This is a genomic window from Rhizobium terricola (assembly GCF_012927355.1).
GTDB classification, from domain to species: Bacteria; Pseudomonadota; Alphaproteobacteria; order Rhizobiales; family Rhizobiaceae; genus Allorhizobium; species Allorhizobium terricola.
Genome location: NZ_JABBGK010000001.1, coordinates 1746015 through 1763406, shown reverse-complemented (window position 1 = coordinate 1763406; position 17392 = coordinate 1746015). Strand labels below are relative to the sequence as shown.

Sequence of the window (17392 nt, the reverse complement as noted above, 5' to 3'; positions counted from 1 at the left end):
CGATGACGAAGTCTCTCCTGTCTGAGACCGGCAGCGAGACCGGGCATGCCACGCGGCGTGCCCGGAGCGCTGCGCGGACCCATCGCACCCGGTCCGCCCTTGCCGTCGCGGCCGCATTTGCGACCTTTGTCCTCGTTGCGGTTTCGGCTCAGCACCTGGGAAGCTTCGCGGTATCGCAGGGCGTTTCGACGATCGCAGCCTCCGTGCCCGGTTTGCTGGCCTCGGCCGCTGCTGCTTTCGTGCTTCTGACTGCCGCGCGTGCCTTTGCCAGATCGCTCAGGGCCTCGAAAAGTACGGATCTTCACGTCGCCCGTGCCCTCGGCGACGAAGCCTCGCTCGGATCATGGAGGGCCCTGTCGTGGACGGGCGCGCTGCTGATCCTCACGGCGCTTGCCTCGTTCATGGCCGTCAACAACGCTGCCGTCAGCCGGACCTTCTTCGATCTGGCCCTCATCCAGAGTTCTGCCTGGAAGGTGATCCAGGCCTTCGGCACCAATCTCACCATCTTTGCCGTTTCGGCGGTGCTGATCCTGATCTGGTCTCTGCTGATCGCCATCGCGCGAACCCTGCCGGGTCCGGCCGGGCGCCCCTTGCGCTTCCTTGCCATCGCCTATGGTGACCTGTTCCGTGGGCTTCCGGCGATCATCACCATTTATCTGATCGGCTTCGGCCTGCCGCTCACCGATCTGCCTTTCATCTCCGATCTGTCCTCGACTTCCTATGCGATCATCGCGCTGACGCTCACCTACGGCGCCTATACGTCCGAGGTCTATCGCGCCGGCATCGAAGGCGTTCACCACAGCCAGATCGCGGCTGCCCGCTCGCTCGGACTCAGCCACGCCAAGACCATGCGTTATGTCGTCGTGCCGCTGGCTGTGCGGAACATCGTGCCGCCGCTGATGAACAACTGCATCAGCCTGCAGAAGGACACGGCGCTGGTGGCGATCATCGGCACGATCGACGCCTTTAACCAGTCTAAGATCATCGCAGCGAACAACTTCAACCTGTCGGCCGTGACGACCGTTGCGATCCTCTTCATCGTTATCACCATTCCGCAGGCCCGCCTGGTCGACAAGCTGATCGACCGCGACCGCCGCCGCATGCGGGCAGGGGGCTGAAACCATGGCAATTCTGGAAATCGATCACATCACCAAGCGCTACGGTACACTTGAGGTCATCTCGGACCTGTCGCTGAGCGTGGACGAGCACGAGGTGATCTGCCTGATCGGCCCCTCCGGCTGCGGCAAGTCTACGCTCCTGCGCTGCATCAACCGGCTCGAGGAGATCGCGTCGGGTGAGATCCGCATCCATGGCGACCGCATCACCGGGCCCGGTGTCGATCTCGACCGGCTGCGGCGCGACATTGGTATCGTGTTTCAGGGCTATAATCTCTTCCCTCACATGACGGTGCTGGAAAACACCATGCTGGCGCCGACCAAGGTGCTGGGCATGCCGAAGCGCGAGGCAGAGGAAAAGGCGATGGCTTTCCTTGAGCGGATCGGGCTTAGCCACAAGGCCGGGGATTATCCGGACCGGTTGTCCGGCGGGCAGCAGCAGCGGGTGGCGATCGTTCGGGCGCTGATGATGAACCCGATGGTGCTTCTTCTCGATGAAATCACCTCGGCGCTCGATCCGGAACTGGTGTCGGAGGTGCTCGATATCGTAAGAGACCTTGCGCAAGGCGGCATGACCATGCTGCTGGCGACACATGAGATGGGCTTTGCGCGCGAGGTGGCCAATCGCGTCTGCTTCCTGCAGGCCGGCAAGGTCTATGAGCAGGGGCCACCGGCCCAGATCTTCGGCGATCCGCAAGGCGAGCGCACACAGGCTTTCCTGCGCAGCCTCAAGAAGGCCGGGCGGTTGTAAGTAAAGGAGTACGGCGGATGGTGACAGCGCGTGAGCTGGGACTATGGGCGGATGGCAAGAACAGCCTCAACCCCGGAAAACACAATGCGATTACCGACGTGCCGGGCGTACGCGTCGGGCATCGCACGCTCTCGGGCGACGGGTTGGCGACCGGGGTGACGGCAGTGATCCCGCATGCCGGGGATCTCTTCCGTGAGAAGGTGCGGGCCGCTGCCGAAGTGATCAACGGTTTCGGCAAGTCGGCAGGCCTGGTGCAGGTCGCCGAACTCGGCACCATCGAAACGCCGATCCTGCTGACCAACACATTTGGTGTTGCCGCCTGCAGCGAAGCTCTGATCCGCCGGGCGATTGCCGACAATCCGGCCATCGGTCGGGAAACCTCCACGGTCAATCCGGTCGTCTGCGAATGCAATGACGGCCAGATCAACGATATCCAGGCACTGTCCGTTCAGCCTGAAGACGCACTCGCGGCTCTTTCCGTGGCGCATGACGGCCCCGTTGAGCAGGGGGCGATCGGGGCCGGGCGGGGCATGACGGCGTTCGGCTTCAAGGCTGGCATCGGCAGCGCGTCCCGGCTCATGCATGTGGCCGCGCGGGACTTCACGCTCGGGACGCTGGTGCTCGCCAACTTCGGTCGGGCAGGCGATCTCGTGCTACCGGACGGGCGGCGTCCCGATCCGCGGCAGGTAAGCCGGGAGGAGAAGGGGTCCGTCATCGTTGTCCTGGCGACCGACCTGCCGCTCTCCGATCGGCAATTGCAGCGCGTCGCCCGGCGCGCCGGTGCCGGTCTGGCCCGGCTTGGCGCCTTCTGGGGGCACGGTTCGGGCGACATCGTCCTCGCCTTCACCACCGCCGATACGGTCGCCCATGACGGTCCGGCCTTGCGCTCGATCACGGCGATCGACGACAATCTGATCGATCTGCCCTTTAGGGCAGCGGCAGAGGCGACTCAGGAGGCGGTGCTGAACGCGCTCTGTGCCGCACCGACAGAGATCGGACGCACGGGAAAACGCTATCCGTCGCTGGCGGATTGGGCGAGGGAGAACGCATCGTGAAGGTATTTCTGTCAGCCGACATCGAAGGAACGGCTGGTATCGCCGATTGGGACGAGGCCGAGCGCACCCACGCCGATTATGCCGATTTCCGCCGCCTGATGACCAATGAGGTTCTGGCCGCCTGCGAGGGCGCACGGTCGGCCGGGGCGTCCGAGGTCGTGATCAAGGACGCGCATGACAGCGGCCGCAACATCATCGTCGAACGCCTGCCCGACTATGTGCGCATCATGCGCGGTTGGTCCGGTCACCCGGACGGGATGATGTTCGGCCTCGGTCCGGAATTCGCGGCCGCGCTCTATACCGGCTACCACGCCAAGGCCGGATCGGAGGCCAATCCCCTGGCGCATACGACGACGCTGCGCATTTCACGGCTTCTGCTGAATGGCGAGGTTGCCTCCGAGTTCACTGTCAACGCCCTCGTTGCGCGGCGCCATGGGGTGCCTTCAGTGTTCCTGTCTGGTGATACAGAAATCTGCGCCGACGCCCGCCGTCTCGTCCCGGGCATCGCCACGGTGGAGACCCTGGAGGGCTTCGGCCGGGCGGCGCTGTCGATCGCGCCCAGCCGCGCCTGCGAGGCGATCCGCGAAGGGGTCGCCGCCGCATTGTCGTCACTTCCCTCGGGAGCCGTTGCGCCGCCCCAGGGGGCCTTCGAGGTGATGATCGAGTTCACCAATCCGACCGATGCCTGGCGCGCATCGTGGTATCCGGGCGCCGAGATTTCCGGCCCGAGAACCGTCGCCTACCGTTCGGCGGATTTCTTCGAGATCCAGCGGGCGTTGCGGTTTCTCACCGCCTGAGCAAGGGCAGACGCCTTTGGTGCCGAGCTCATGACCTGGGAAATGGCTAAACAGCCGGTTGGCGTTCTTGGTCAGCCGGTCGGACCCTCCGGCATCGGCGTCAATCCCCAAAGGTTTCCGACCCGGACGGCCTCTGCGGCCTTTGCGGAACAGGATCTGGCGAGAGGCGGGATATTCGTCGGCCCGCACAGCGGTAGCCTGAGCTGCGCGCTGGTGTTGAGCGCGCACACGCAATGGCATCGGCTTTGCCGGCCTCGTATCGGTGGGTGCGCAAACCGATAACAAGATCGTCGAAATCCGCCTGGCCCCCCCCGGTGACCCACAGATCACTCGAGACAGGCCGTTCATCGAATCGCCTCCTCATGCGGACACGTTGCGCGACTTGGCAATCGAGGTGTCTGAGTGCCCGGTAACCATCTTCAGCCGAGGCGTTACAAGCAGACGATTGCGTCGATCTCAACGAGTGCCCTTGGGCAGGGCGGCAGCCTTGAACGTGGTCCGTGCCGATATGTAGAAGCAGAGTTTCGCGATGTACTCGCGTCTCATCAGTCCTGCGTTCTTCGACGACCGGAGCGACGCTTGCGCCGTTGAGCGCGTCGGCAAACTCCTCCTCAATGATCTAGACGGCGCGGGGTGGTTCGTGCTGCGTCTTCTCCGGGAGATGTTCGAGGCTCGACTTTATGAACCATCGATAAGCGAAAGGGGCGGACAGTCGACGATGACGGTCGCGTCAGTGGCATCATCTCGCAGACCGATCTACTCGCGACACTCGCACAAAGCCTCTCCAATTCAGCCGCCGGCATCATGACCGGCGAAGGGCAGGGGACCTGAGTGCAGGTTTGCGTCGAAAGAGCTGCGGGAAAATCGATGGGTGCGAGAGCATAGATGCAGCACCAACAGAGCGAAGGCAAAAGGTGTAGAGGATCTTGGTCGGGCGATGGCCGTTAGCCTGCGCACAGGATAGGTTTGGCCGCTGTCATTCGAGCGTTCAACTCTTTGCAGGGGTGTTTCAATGATAATATTATGAAGACAGATCGCTTTGCAGTCTGGAACGCCCATCGCAATTGCGGTTCTGTTCCGTGTTGGCCACGTTCAAGCCCCGAAAGCGCGACGCCGAACAGGCGGATGCCCCTGTGGCACGGCAAGGGCGGCGCAAGCAGAAGGTCCAGCGTTCGCCGGGCGCGGTCATCACGGGGAAAGGCGCTGGAGCGGCTTTGCCGCGGCTGATCTGGTTGACGTCCGCAAATTTGACCTTCAGGGTGATGGTCTCCGCGACGATCACGCTTGTCTCGCAATATCCCCACATCTTTTGGGATGAGCGCCCCGAGTCCTACGCTGACTCAGCGGATCGCATAGAAGTCATTTGCGAATGTGTCTTCGGTACCAACCGACTTGCGGACCCTGTTCGATTTGACCGACGATCGCCGACCTGACGAGTTCCTCTGGAACCTTTCCTCGTCGCCGTTTAGAAGGGTGAGGATTCGAGGGGCTTAAGATGGCGGAAAAGATCGATGTGTTTGACGAGGAGAAGGAGCAGAAGGCTCCCCGCAGCCAAACCCTGCTGCGCGGGCTCGATATTCTCGATGCGGTGGCCGACAAGCCCCGCACGATCCAGGAAATCGCCGCCATCACCGGACTGACCTACAGTACCGTACATCGTATCGTCTCGGTGCTTCTGGAGCGACGCTTCCTCAAGGCGGACAACGCGCGGGAGTTCGGGCTCGGGCCGCGCCTTATCGAGCTCGGCTTTTCCGCCTATTCCCGGATCGATCTGGTTCAGGTGGCGCGGCCGTTCCTGGAGGAGTTGTCGCGGCTCACGCGCGATACCGTCCACCTTGCACAGCGCGAGGGCTTGGAAGTGGCCTATCTCGACAAGTTGCGCGGCTCGCGCCCTGTCGAGATCAGTTCGCGCATCGGTGGCCGAAAACCGGTGATTTCGACCGGTGTCGGCAAGGCGCTGATGCTGGATCAGCCGGAAACGGTCCTGTGCGAGCTATACAGGCGCGATCATCAGCTTTTGCCCGGAAACATGACGGAGGCAGACTGGCTCGTGCAGATGTCGAACTACCGGTCCGGTGGCTACGCCTACGATCTCGGCGAGGACCAGCCGTCGATTCGCTGTGTCGCCGCTCCTTTGCGTGATGCGACCGGCCGGGTGGTCGCCGCGATCTCCGTCTCCTCCACGCTCGAATTCATGCCGCCGTCCCGCATGCGAGACCTGGTACCCGAGGTCCAGCGTGTGGCGCGTGCCATTTCTTCCGAACTTGGTGCGCGAACAGGCTGAGGCCGACCTATAGTTGCATGTCATGCGCCCTCTAGCCCAGAGTTTCATGAAAACAAAAGGTTAGGAGACGAAGACGATGCTGTCTTCGCCGGTGACCGGGGCAATTCCTGCCGAAAACAACTCCTGTCCGGACAAGATTGCGCCCCGGTATCAGCCGCAGCGAAATTGTCTGGCGGTCTTGGTTCAGAGCACCTTGCCGGGGTTGAGAATACCCTTCGGATCGAGGCTTGCCTTCATCTGTCGCAGCATGGCGAGTTCGTTTTCCGAGCGGCTGTAGGCGAGCCACGGCTTCTTGTGCAGGCCGATACCGTGCTCGGCCGAGACGGAGCCGCCATAGGTGCGAATGATCTCGTAGACCGTTTTCTCGATACGGTGGCCGGTCGGGTCGATCTCCGAAATCGGGCCGGCTACGAGGTGGATATTGCTGTCGCCGGCATGGCCGAAGAAGATCACCTGCAGGGCAGGGAAGGCCGCCGCCAGCGCGGCGCGGATTTCTTCCACGCAGTCTCCTATGCGCGAGAGCGGAACCGAAACATCGAAATTGATGGTGGGCGCGCGGCGGGACAGGATCTCGGCGATGCCGTCGCGCAAAGACCAGAAGGTCTCCACCTCGCGCTGCGACTGGGCAACCGCAGCATCTGATATCAGCCCGGCCTCGAATGCGGATTCGAGCATGCCTTCGAAGACCGGTCGGTCGCCGTCCGGATCGGCACCCTGCATCTCGACCAGCGCATAGATGGGATGATCCCGCGTAACCGGCGCCCGTTGTCCTGTCTCGGCCAGAACCGCCTGATAGTAATCGTTCCACATCAATTCGAATGCGGTGGTGCGGCCTGAAAGCGTGCGCTGGGCATGACGGAGAAGGCCTGCCGCCGCCTGGAAATCGGGCACGGCCACCAGCGCCGCATTCGCCCCGCCCACGCCCGGATGCAGTTTCAGTACCGCCCCGGTGATGACGCCGAGCGTGCCTTCCGAACCGATGAAGAGATGCTTCAGGTCAAGCGCCGCATTGTTCTTCGGCATGCGGTTCATCATGGAGAGGATCGTGCCGTCCGCCAGCACGACCTCGAGGCCGAGGACGAGATCGCGCGTCATGCCGTAGCGGATGACGCGGTTGCCGCCGGCATTGGTGGCGATATTGCCGCCGATCTGGCAGGAACCGCGCGCGCCGAGATCGAGAGGAAAGAAGAAGCCTGCCTCATGTGCCGCTTCCTGGATTCGCTGGAGAACACAGCCGGCGCCGACCACCATCAGACCGGAGCCCGTGTCGATTTCCTCGATGCTGTCGAGACCGGCCAGCGACAGTAGAACCGCGCCCTCGCTTGGCACAGCACCACCGGCAAGACCCGACCGACCGCCCTGTGGCACGACGGGCGTCGAGAACTCGTGACAGAGCTTCAGCACAGCGGCAACAGCCGCGGTATCGCGCGGCGTCGCCAGCGCCAAGGGCACGCCGCCCTGCTCGTCGCTCCAGTCGCGAAGTGCCGCTTCCGGTACGTCTCCGCCGACTTTCAGGTTGCTAGCGCCGACGGCCTTCTGAAGGGCGGCAATGAGTGCTGCTTTCGGGTTTTCGGATTGCATCGTGTCCTCCCAGTCCGCTTTTCGCGATTTACTGGCGAAAATTCTCACATATTGCAAACTGATTTTACTATTTGACAAAAAAATCTGTGTCTGTTTATTTCGTGGCGCTGGGGAGGAGCGGAGGCATTGGCCTTGCGTCCAGCTTCACTTTTGAAGTGCCCGGCTGAAAAACCGGAAACCGATCGGGTTTTCCGCACCATTGGGAGGACAGACATGTCACTTATGAATGCCGCGCAGGTTCTGCGCGCAGGTTTTGTTGCCGCCTTTACCGTGGCCGTTTCGTATGGCACCGCCGCACAGGCCGAGCCTGAAATCGTCTTCCGCGCCGCCCACGCCTCGGCGCCGAGCTCGACGGGCCATAAGGCCTTTGAATTCCTCGACAAGGAACTGCGCGAAAAGTCCGGCGGCCGCATCGGCCTCGAGATCTTCCCGAACTCGCAGCTTGGCGGCGAACGGGAACTGACCGAAAACATCCAGTTCGGAAATGTCGATCTGACCTTCGTCTCCTCGGCTCCGGTCGCCTCGTTCGCCCCGCAGTTCTTCGCCTTCGACGTTCCCTTCCTGTTCAAGAACCGTGAGCAGGCTTACAAGGTGCTGGACGGCGAAGTCGGCCAGGAGATCCTGAAGTCGCTCGACGACAAGGGCATGGTTGGCCTCGCCTATTGGGAGAATGGTTTCCGCCAGCTGACCAACAACAAGAAGGAAATCCGTTCCCCGGATGACCTCGCTGGCCTGAAGATGCGCACCATGGAAAACGAGGTGCATATCGCGGCATGGCGCGCCGAAGGCGCAAACCCCGCTCCGCTCGCCTTCAACGAGTTGTTCACCGCGCTCCAGCAGGGCACCTTCGATGCGCAGGAAGGTCCGATCAATCTCTTCTACGACATGAAGTTCAACGAGGTGCAGAAATACATCTCGAAGACCAACCATATCTACTCGCCGTGGCCGCTGCTCGCCAATCCGGACAAGCTCGCCAGCCTGAGCGCCGAGGATCGCGCGATCTTCGACCAGGCCGTCAAGGATGCCACCGCCTACCAGCGCGGCCTCGCCAAAGAAGCCGACGACAAGGCTGAAGCAGCCATGACCGAGGTCAAGTTCACGACTCTGACCCCGGAAGAACTGAAGGCCTTCTCTGATAAGGCCGCCCCGATCGTCGAACTGGTGAAGCAGAAGGCCGGCGCCGACTTGGTGGACCGCCTGCTGGCTGCGGCAGCGCAGTAAAGCGCCCGGAAATGAAATGCCCGGCGAGCAATGATCGCCGGGCAATCCCATTCGAACAACAGCACTGACCGTCAATGCGTCAGGCAGCGCCCGGGGCCGGTCCCCGCGTGGCGCGGGAGAGACTCATGCTCAAACTCATCGATGAGCATTTCGAGGAGGCGATCGTCGTAGCCCTGATGGCTCTGATGTCGATCCTGATCGGAGTGCAGATCTTCATGCGCTACGTGATGGGCGCTTCGCTTTCCTGGTCGGAAGAGCTGTCACGCTACTTCTTCATCTGGGCGACCTATGTCGGCGTCGCCTATGCAGTTCGCAAGGACGCCCATATCCGCGTCACCATGGGCACCGATCTCCTGTCGCGCACCGGCCAGATCTATGTCCGGGTACTGACGCATCTGGTCTTCGGCGCCTTTGCGCTGTTCGTCATGTATCAGGGCTGGTTTATGGTCGAGAAGACCTTCCGCTTTGGCCAGAAGTCCGCCTCCCTCGGCATTCCGATGGGCATCATCTATCTGGCGCCCTTCACCGGTTTCCTGCTGGTGGTCCTTCGTCTGCTGCAGGCCGTAGTGCTCGACCTGCGCAGCTCCCGGGAAGGAGCGACCCAATGATCTCGCTCATTCTCTTCGGTCTCCTCGCTGTCCTCCTGCTGTTTTCCGTTCCGATCGCCATCTCGCTGGGTATCGCCTCGACGCTGGCGCTTATCGTGTCGGGGAAGGTTTCCGGCTCCTATGTTCCTCAGGGTCTCGTGACCTCGATTGACAGCTTTCCGCTGATGGCCGTCCCGTTCTTCATTCTCGCCGGCGATCTCATGGGGCAGGGCGGCTTGTCGCAGCGTCTCATCAATGTCGGGCGCATGTTCTTCGGCCGCTACACGGGCGGCATGGCCATCATCGCGGTCGTCACCTGCATCTTCTTCGCTGCAATTTCCGGTTCCGGCCCGGCGACGGTTGCCGCCGTGGGCACCATCCTGCTGCCAGCCATGGCCAAGGACGGCTACAAGCCGGGTTTCTCCTCCGGCCTCATTTCCTGCTCGGGTTCGCTCGGCGTCATCATCCCGCCGTCGATCCCGATGGTCATCTACGCCACTTCCGCCAATGTCTCGGTTTCCAAGATGTTCATGGGCGGCGTGGTGCCCGGCCTGCTGATCGGCTTCGCCCTCATCGCCTATGCCTGGTGGCAGTCAAGGCGCGATGGCCAGAAGCCGGGCGACTACCGCCCTTCGGGCCGCGAGATGCTGGCCGTCCTCAATGATGCCAAGTGGGCGCTCATGGTGCCGGTCATCATTCTCGGGGGCATCTATGGCGGCATCTTCACCCCCACGGAAGCTGCAGCCGTCGGCGTGATCTACGGCTTCGTGGTCGGCACCTTCGTCTACAAGGAACTGAGCCTCAAGGATCTCTACAAGATCTTCGCCGGCTCCGGCCTGACCTCGGCCACCATCATGTTGATCGTCGGCACTGCCACCATCTTCGGCCGTGCGCTCGCCATCGAAGGCGTGCCGGTGATGCTGGCAAACGCCATCACTTCGGCGGTGGATCAGGCATGGCTGCTGCTGCTCGCCATTAACGTGATCCTGCTGATCGTCGGTACCTTCATGGAGACCATTGCCGCGATCATCATCCTGACCCCAATCCTGCTTCCGCTGGTGACGGCTCTCGGGGTGAGCGCGGAACATTTCGGCATCGTCATGATCGTCAATCTGGCGATCGGCATGGTGACCCCGCCCGTCGGCGTCAACCTGTTCGTCGCCTCGCGCGTCTCCGGCCTCTCGCTCGAGACGGTGGTGAAGGGCGCGATCACGCCGATGATCGTGATGATCGCCGTGCTGATGGTCATTACCTACGTGCCCGCACTTTCGCTGGCGCTGCCGGCCCTCTTCGGAATGTAATGTAAAGGATACGCAAGATGAGCAAGAAACTCAGGGCGATCATCATCGGGCCGGGCAATATCGGCACCGACCTTTTGATGAAGATGCAACGCTCGCAATGGGTGGAGCCGGTCTGGATGGTCGGCATCGACCCGGCTTCGGAAGGCCTGAAGCGAGCGGCCGAATTGGGCATCAAGACCTGTGCGACCGGTGTTGACGGCGTGCTGGATCACGTCATCGCCGACGACATCCGCGTCGCCTTCGATGCAACGTCCGCCTATGCCCATGCGGAAAACTCCCGCAAGCTCAACGAGCTTGGCGTCATCATGGTGGATCTGACACCCGCGGCAATCGGCCCCTTCTGTATTCCGCCGGTTAACCTCGCCGATCATGCCAAGCGTCTTGAGATGAACGTCAACATGGTCACCTGCGGTGGCCAGGCTACCATTCCGATGGTGGCTGCGGTCTCCCGCGTGCAGCCGGTGGAATATGGCGAGATCATCGCGGCCGTTTCCTCCCGTTCGGTCGGTCCGGGCACCCGCAAGAACATCGACGAGTTCACCCGCACCACGGCGCATGCCATCGAGAAGGCCGGCGGCGCAAAGCGCGGCAAGGCGATCATCATTGTCAATCCGGCAGAACCGCCGCTCCTCATGCGCGACACCGTGCATGTGCTCACCGAAGGTGAACCCGACCAGGCCGCAATCATCGAAAGCGTGAAGGCCATGGCCGCTGAAGTGCAGAAGTACGTGCCCGGCTACAAGGTGGTGAACGGCCCGGTCTTCGACGGCAAGCGCGTGTCGATCTACCTCGAGGTCGAAGGTCTTGGTGACTTCCTGCCGAAATATGCCGGCAACCTCGACATCATGACGGCGGCAGCCCTGCGCACCGCCGAACTTTTCGCGGAAGAAGCCGGCAACGGCGTCTTCACCCTGCCGGCACGCGGCTGAGGAGATTGAAATGAGCATCGAAGGACGCAAGATCACCCTTCACGAAATGAGCCTGCGCGACGGCATGCATGCCAAGCGCCACCAGATCTCCATCGAGCAGATGGTCGAGATCGCCAAGGCCGCCGACGAGGCTGGCATGCCCTGGATCGAGGTGACCCATGGCGACGGGCTGGGCGGCGCTTCCGTGAACTACGGCTTCTCGGCGGCAACCGACGAGGAATACCTCTCGGCCGTCATCCCGCACATGAAGAAGGCCAAGGTTTCGGCGCTTCTCCTGCCCGGCATCGGCACCGTGGACACCCTGAAGCGCGCCATGGATTGCGGCATCTCCGGCGTGCGCGTCGCGACCCACTGCACCGAGGCCGATTGCGCCGAACAGCACATCACCTACGCCGCCAAGACCGGCCTCGATACCGTCGGCTTCCTGATGATGTCGCATCGTGCCGGCCCCGAAAAGCTGGTCGAGCAGGCACTTCTGATGGAAAGCTATGGCGCGAACTGCGTCTATTGCACGGACTCGGCCGGCCACATGCTGCCCGATGACGTAACCGCTCGCATTACCGCCATTCGCGCAGCGCTCAAGCCGGAGACGGAACTCGGCTTCCACGGTCACCACAACCTCGGCATGGGCATCGCCAACTCGGTAGCAGCCGTGGCCGCGGGCGCAAACCGCATCGACGGCGCGATCGCAGGCCTTGGCGCCGGCGCCGGCAATGCCGCGACCGAACTGCTGGTCGCGGTGTTCGAGCGTATGGGCGCCATCACCGGCGTCGACCTCTTCAAGATCATGGACGCCGCCGAGGATCTGGTCGTGCCGATGATGGACCGTCCGATCCGCGTCGACCGCGGCTCGCTGGTTCTCGGCTATGCCGGCGTCTACTCGTCGTTCCTGCTGTTCGCCGAGCGCGCCGAGAAGCGTTACGGCGTTCCTGCCCGCGATCTGCTCCTGGAACTCGGCCGCCGCGGCATGGTCGGCGGTCAGGAAGACATGATCGAGGACCTGGCGCTGACGATGTCGCGCGCTGCAAAGGCCTGACCCCCGGGCCATCTGGATAAACCCGGATATCACACTTCGCAGCGGTGATGCCGTTGCGAAGTGTCGATCGAGGAATTAAGCGTTCCGTCTGCCGCATCCGCCGGCAATGCAAGAAGGCTCGAGAATATCGAGGGGCTTTCGACCTCAGGGAAATGGAGCTGGATATTGAACCCGACCACGATCCAGTTGATCGCTGCAGCGTTGTTTGCGGTCGCGATCCTGCACACATTCTCGGTCAAGCTGTTCGAAAGGCTGGCCCATAGCGATCCCCGGCATGGGGGTGTCTGGCACCTCCTGGCCGAGGTCGAGGTCGTCTTTGGCTTCTGGGCGATGGTGATGATGCTCTTCATGTTCGCCATCGATGGTTCTGAAACCGCCACCCACTATCTCGACGGGCGAAACTTCGCCGAACCCATGTTCGTCTTCGCCATCATGGTGATCGCAGCGACGCGGCCAGTGCTGCAGTTCAGCCAGGCGGTGGTCAAGGCCATCGCCTCGATCTTGCCGGTGCGCCCGCAGATCGCCTCCTTCTTCACCGTGCTGTTCGTCGTGCCGCTTCTCGGCTCCTTCATCACCGAGCCGGCCGCGATGACCGTCGGCGCGATGATCCTTTCCGCCGGCACGTTTTCGCGCGGCATCTCGCCTCGGCTGAAATATGCGGCCCTTGCCGTCCTTTTCGTCAACGTTTCGATCGGCGGCACGCTGACGCCCTTTGCCGCTCCGCCGATCCTGATGGTCGCCGGCAAATGGAACTGGGACATGCCGTTCATGCTGGAAACCTTCGGTTGGCGTTCGGCGCTAGCGACGGCGTTCAATGCCGGACTTCTCGCCTTCCTTTTCCGCAAGGAGCTTGCGGCCCTGCCGTCCGGCTCGGAAACGGTGGCCAACCGGGTGCCGGTGCCGCTGATCGCGGTGCATCTCGCCTTCCTCGCGCTGGTGGTGGCCTTCTCCCATCATCCGGCGGTGTTCCTCGCGCTCTTCCTGTTTTTCCTCGGCGTCACCCAGGCATACCGTGCCCATCAGGACCGTCTGATGCTGCGTGAGGGACTGCTCGTCGCGTTTTTTCTCGCCGGGCTGGTGGTGCTTGGTGGACAGCAGCAATGGTGGCTGCAGCCGCTGTTGATGAGCATGAATTCCGACGCGATCTATTTCGGTGCGACGGCGCTGACTGCAGTCACCGACAATGCGGCGCTTACCTATCTTGGCTCGCTGGTGGAGGGGCTGACGGATGAGTTCAAGTACGCGCTTGTTGCCGGTGCTGTAACTGGTGGAGGTTTGACCGTTATCGCGAATGCACCCAACCCTGCCGGACTTTCGATCCTGAAAAATCACTTCGAGGACGACACGGTCAACCCGTTCGGCCTGCTGGCAGCCGCGACACCGCCAACGCTGATGGCCATTGTCGTCTTCTGGCTTCTCTGAAACGGGATGCCGTCTGCATTGCATTGGTATTGAAAATCGGGGTGCCCGTCTAAGAACCGCCGGAGCGAGCGCAAGACTGGATAAGAGTTGGGGCAAGGTCCCCCGGTAGAGGGAAGCCATCAAAATCATCACGAGAATTGCTCTTGCCGCTGTCTTGGCGGTCTGCGTGCCCGCTTCGGCATTTGCCCACGGAGGTGGTCGCCGCATGAGCTCACCGCCCAGGTAGTGCTGCCACATGGACAACAGCGCGGGGTGAGTTCACTGCCACTGATCGGCTACCCTCCCATAGTCTTTCTGGGACACTGGTAGTGCGCGCGCCCTATACATGCCATTGCATTTTCATAGCGGCAGGCAAGACAACGCCCGAGTTTTTGCAGACTTTCGAGGCGCTATTCAACCTTAGGAAAGCCGTTGATGTTCTCGACAGGCTGGTTTTGTTTTGCCGTGTAGCGTTACAAGACTGCGCCAGTGGCGAGTAGCTAGAGCCAAACTTTGCCAGCGGTGCGAAGGAAATAGATCATATCAAGGCTTATACTTGGCTTACCCAAAGCCGTTAGGCCCATGTGCGCCTGGCCGCGGTGGTGGGTCTGGTGGTTGAAGAAATGGGAAAGTGCCGGCGAAAGCCGGTGGCTTATTGGAACGGGATTACTCACCGGAACATAGGAAAACGTCGCGTTCAGCTTCTCGTCGGTCAGCGTGTCGATCCAGCCGGCGATCCGCTCGTCTTCCGCGGCGCGGGCGGTGGCAAGATCCGCCAGGGTGTCGTAGGGCCGGACGTTGAGTGCGGAGTAGGTCGGGCCTTCGCCGGTGAACCGCCGCATCCAGATCCGGTCGGCGACGAGGATGTGGCTCATCGTCCCGAACAGCGAACCGAAGAAGCCGCCCGCGTCGCGGTGCAGTTCGTCCTCGTCGAGTTGGCCGGCCGCTTCGTAGAGCAGGCTGTTGGCCCAACGGTTATAGGCGGCGAACATCTGGAAATGCGGACGCATCATGTTGTCTCCGAAAAGGGGGCTGCCGGCATGCTAGCCGGAAATATGGCAAGTGGGGGTGATATCACCCATGAAATTTCCTGATTTGATTGTTGCCAAATTCTCGCCTCGAATGCACGCGCTTCAGGCTGCCGTCGGCGGCGGCCGTCTTCACGAGGAATGATCGATGCCCAGAACACTTTACAGCCTTTGCGGTGCGGACAGCGCACGCCCGTTTTCGCCCCATTGCTGGAAGGCCGTCATGTCACTGCGCCACAAGGGGCTCGATTTCTCCGAAGTTCCGCTGCCCTTCACCGAGATCCCGAAGGTCGAAAATGGCGCAACCAGGCTCGTGCCGCTGCTGCGTGACGGCGAGCATAGGGTCGCCGACAGTTTTGCGATTGCTCTCTACCTCGAAGAGACCTATCCGGATCGCCCGTCGCTCTTCCGCGGCGAGGGCGGCAAGGCCCTTTCGCGCTTTGTCGAGGGGTACTCGCAGATGGTCCTCCATACGGCGATCACCCGCATTGCGCTTCTCGACATCCACGGCATGCTGGCACCGGCCGACCAGGCTTATTTCCGCACCAACCGCGAAGGACGGTTCGGCAAGCCGCTCGAGGAAGTGGCACCGGATCGTGCGGCCGAGATCGCGGCCTTTCCCGCCAAGCTCGAGCCCTTGCGGCACATGCTGAAATTCCAGCCCTTCATCGGTGGCGACAGCCCGCTTTTTGCCGACTACATCCCGTTCGGTGCGCTTCAATGGCTGCGCATCACCACCGGATCGGTACATCTTGCCGAGGACGATCCGGCGCGCCTCTGGTTCGAACGCTGCCTCGACCTCTATGAGGGGCGGGCCAGGGCGGTCGCCTGAGAAACGCCGGACCGGGTCGGCTTAGCGGCCGTAGGTGACGGTGATCGACGCCTTGGCGAGCGCGTTTGCGTTCGTCATGAAACCGATGAGAGCGCCGCTTGCGTTCTGGTCGAGTTCCAGCTTGTCGACCGACAGCGCCGTGACGGTGAAGACGTAGCGGTGGGACTGGCCCGGGGGCGGGCAGGCGCCGAGATAGCTGGCGAAGCCGGCATCGGCCCGGCTCTGAACCGCTCCTTTCGGCGCGCCGCTGTCGGGCGTGATGCCCGCCGCAAGTCCGGCGGTGTCTGCCGGGATGTTGAACATCACCCAATGCCAGAAGCCGGAACCGGTCGGCGCATCGGGATCATAGGCGCTGACGGCGAAGCTCCTGGTGCCGGCCGGCGCATTCTGCCACGTAAGCGCCGGCGACACGTTCTTGCCTGCGCAGCCGAACGCGTTGGCGACCTGTGCCTCGCCGAGCCTGCCGCCGTCGGTGATGTCGGGGCTTGCAAGCGTGAAGTCGGCCGCGAACACAGGGACGCTGCAGAGTGTGGTCAGTCCCGCGACCGCAATGAAGGTTTTGAATGACATGCTGGGCTCCTTTCGATCTGGAGCCCGAGACTAGTCCCAGGATCACTCCGCCGCGGCTCTGGGACGCTCGAAGTCTGCTCCGGAGCGCTCATCCCCCGGGACGCGGATATCGCGGGGCGAGAGGCCGAACCGGGCCCGGAACCTGGCCGCGAACTTCGAGGCGGATTCATAACCGACATCGAGGGCGATCCGGTTGATCGGCAGTTCCGTCGCCTGCAGCAGCCCGAGGGCTGCGCTCATCCGCACATCCGCTATGATGTCGGTGAGGTTCGTTCCGAGGAGCGCAAGCTTGCGCCGCAGCGTCGGCTCGCTCATGCCGACCGCATGGGCAACCTTGCCTGCCGGCCAGTCTGCTGCGAGATCGGTGCGCACCAGTTCCCGGATGCGCAGTGCGAGGCTCTCGCGGCTGTCGGGCAGAAGGCCGATGCCGACCGCCTGCAGCCGGATGACCAGTTCGCCGAGAACATGGCGATGCACTGAGGTGTCCGTCTTCGCCCCTTGCGCGATCGTCTGGCCCGCGCGGTCGAGTGCGCCCAGCAGCCCCTGATCCGGTTCGAGCAAGGTCGGCTCGCCGGTCGGCTTGAGGCTCGGATCGGCATAAAGCGCCACGAGCCCCGACGCGAGCGCATAGGCGTCGGAATGATAGGCGCCGGTTTCGCCGGTTCCGTTGATCACCGTGCATTCCAGGCCCTGCGGCAGGAAGATCGCCTCGCCGGGGCGTGCCGTCACTTCTGCCTGCTCAGTCAGGACCCGCTTCCATCCATGGCGAACAAGGATGATGGCCGGCTGGTCGATCAGAAACTGCCGGAACTGGCCCGTTGATGCCTGCAGGATCGAGCAATGAACGGCGAGCTCGGGCAATGCGCGCAAGGAGCGCTGCGCACTCTCGGAAAACCTCTGCATG

Annotated in this window: 17 protein-coding genes and 1 pseudogene; 13 read left to right on the top strand and 5 right to left on the bottom strand. The window is 62.5% G+C overall.

Annotated features, from left to right (window positions below; all coding sequences use genetic code 11):
• Positions 1-2: 2 nt before the first annotated feature.
• From HHL25_RS08480 to HHL25_RS23800, 5 genes and pseudogenes are all read left to right on the top strand, one after another.
• Positions 3-1118, top strand: a complete 1116-nt coding sequence (locus HHL25_RS08480) for an amino acid ABC transporter permease (protein WP_169589035.1) — start codon at positions 3-5, stop codon at positions 1116-1118.
• Between the two features lie 4 nt (positions 1119-1122).
• Complete coding sequence (locus HHL25_RS08475; RefSeq protein ID WP_169589033.1) at positions 1123-1866, top strand: amino acid ABC transporter ATP-binding protein; 744 nt, start codon at positions 1123-1125, stop codon at positions 1864-1866.
• A 17-nt stretch (positions 1867-1883) separates the two neighbouring features.
• The gene (locus HHL25_RS08470) at positions 1884-2921 is read left to right on the top strand and encodes a DmpA family aminopeptidase (RefSeq protein ID WP_169589031.1); all 1038 of its coding nucleotides are present in this window, start codon (positions 1884-1886) and stop codon (positions 2919-2921) included.
• Positions 2918-3718: a M55 family metallopeptidase gene (locus HHL25_RS08465; RefSeq protein WP_169589028.1), complete on the top strand. Its 801-nt coding sequence runs from the start codon at positions 2918-2920 to the stop codon at positions 3716-3718. Before HHL25_RS08470 ends, HHL25_RS08465 begins: the two co-directional genes overlap by 4 nt.
• Before the next feature lie 711 nt (positions 3719-4429).
• Positions 4430-4549: pseudogene (locus tag HHL25_RS23800) on the top strand (HPP family protein); the annotation flags it as partial.
• Between the two features lie 190 nt (positions 4550-4739).
• On the opposite strand, the gene HHL25_RS08460 reads toward HHL25_RS23800, so the two are convergent.
• Positions 4740-5000, bottom strand: coding sequence for a hypothetical protein (locus HHL25_RS08460; protein WP_169589026.1), 261 nt, complete (start codon positions 4998-5000; stop codon positions 4740-4742).
• Between the two features lie 213 nt (positions 5001-5213).
• Here HHL25_RS08460 and HHL25_RS08455 point away from each other — a divergent pair, with 213 nt between their 5' ends.
• Complete coding sequence (locus HHL25_RS08455) at positions 5214-6002, top strand: IclR family transcriptional regulator (RefSeq protein WP_169589024.1); 789 nt, start codon at positions 5214-5216, stop codon at positions 6000-6002.
• A 183-nt stretch (positions 6003-6185) separates the two neighbouring features.
• Here HHL25_RS08455 and HHL25_RS08450 read toward each other — a convergent pair whose 3' ends face one another.
• Complete coding sequence (locus tag HHL25_RS08450) at positions 6186-7583, bottom strand: FAD-binding oxidoreductase (protein WP_169589022.1); 1398 nt, start codon at positions 7581-7583, stop codon at positions 6186-6188.
• Between the two features lie 213 nt (positions 7584-7796).
• On the opposite strand from HHL25_RS08450, the gene HHL25_RS08445 reads away from it, so the two are divergent.
• The 6 genes from HHL25_RS08445 to HHL25_RS08420 all read left to right on the top strand — a co-directional run bounded on the left by HHL25_RS08445 (position 7797) and on the right by HHL25_RS08420 (position 14079).
• Positions 7797-8804, top strand: coding sequence for a TRAP transporter substrate-binding protein (locus tag HHL25_RS08445; RefSeq protein WP_169589020.1), 1008 nt, complete (start codon positions 7797-7799; stop codon positions 8802-8804).
• A 125-nt stretch (positions 8805-8929) separates the two neighbouring features.
• Positions 8930-9412 (top strand): TRAP transporter small permease, encoded by a 483-nt coding sequence (locus tag HHL25_RS08440; RefSeq protein ID WP_169589018.1) that lies wholly within the window; start codon positions 8930-8932, stop codon positions 9410-9412.
• The gene (locus HHL25_RS08435) at positions 9409-10692 is read left to right on the top strand and encodes a TRAP transporter large permease (RefSeq protein WP_169589016.1); all 1284 of its coding nucleotides are present in this window, start codon (positions 9409-9411) and stop codon (positions 10690-10692) included. The genes HHL25_RS08440 and HHL25_RS08435 overlap by 4 nt, the downstream gene beginning before the upstream one ends.
• Positions 10693-10709: 17 nt before the next feature.
• The gene (locus HHL25_RS08430; protein ID WP_169589014.1) at positions 10710-11621 is read left to right on the top strand and encodes an acetaldehyde dehydrogenase (acetylating); all 912 of its coding nucleotides are present in this window, start codon (positions 10710-10712) and stop codon (positions 11619-11621) included.
• 10 nt (positions 11622-11631) lie between these two features.
• Positions 11632-12657 carry a 4-hydroxy-2-oxovalerate aldolase gene (dmpG, locus tag HHL25_RS08425; RefSeq protein ID WP_169589013.1) on the top strand — a complete coding sequence of 342 codons (1026 nt, stop codon included), beginning with the start codon at positions 11632-11634 and terminating at the stop codon, positions 12655-12657.
• Between the two features lie 165 nt (positions 12658-12822).
• Positions 12823-14079 carry a putative Na+/H+ antiporter gene (locus HHL25_RS08420; RefSeq protein WP_169589012.1) on the top strand — a complete coding sequence of 419 codons (1257 nt, stop codon included), beginning with the start codon at positions 12823-12825 and terminating at the stop codon, positions 14077-14079.
• A gap of 479 nt (positions 14080-14558) precedes the next feature.
• On the opposite strand, the gene HHL25_RS08415 is transcribed toward HHL25_RS08420, so the two are convergent.
• Positions 14559-15068 (bottom strand): DinB family protein, encoded by a 510-nt coding sequence (locus HHL25_RS08415; RefSeq protein ID WP_169589671.1) that lies wholly within the window; start codon positions 15066-15068, stop codon positions 14559-14561.
• 166 nt (positions 15069-15234) lie between these two features.
• Between HHL25_RS08415 and HHL25_RS08410 the strand changes: the two genes are divergently transcribed.
• The gene (locus HHL25_RS08410; RefSeq protein ID WP_169589011.1) at positions 15235-15918 is read left to right on the top strand and encodes a glutathione S-transferase family protein; all 684 of its coding nucleotides are present in this window, start codon (positions 15235-15237) and stop codon (positions 15916-15918) included.
• A 21-nt stretch (positions 15919-15939) separates the two neighbouring features.
• Here the strand turns inward: HHL25_RS08410 and HHL25_RS08405 are convergent, their stop codons facing one another.
• Complete coding sequence (locus HHL25_RS08405; RefSeq protein WP_169589010.1) at positions 15940-16488, bottom strand: YbhB/YbcL family Raf kinase inhibitor-like protein; 549 nt, start codon at positions 16486-16488, stop codon at positions 15940-15942.
• A 42-nt stretch (positions 16489-16530) separates the two neighbouring features.
• Positions 16531-17391 carry an AraC family transcriptional regulator gene (locus HHL25_RS08400; RefSeq protein WP_169589009.1) on the bottom strand — a complete coding sequence of 287 codons (861 nt, stop codon included), beginning with the start codon at positions 17389-17391 and terminating at the stop codon, positions 16531-16533.
• Position 17392: the final 1 nt, after the last annotated feature.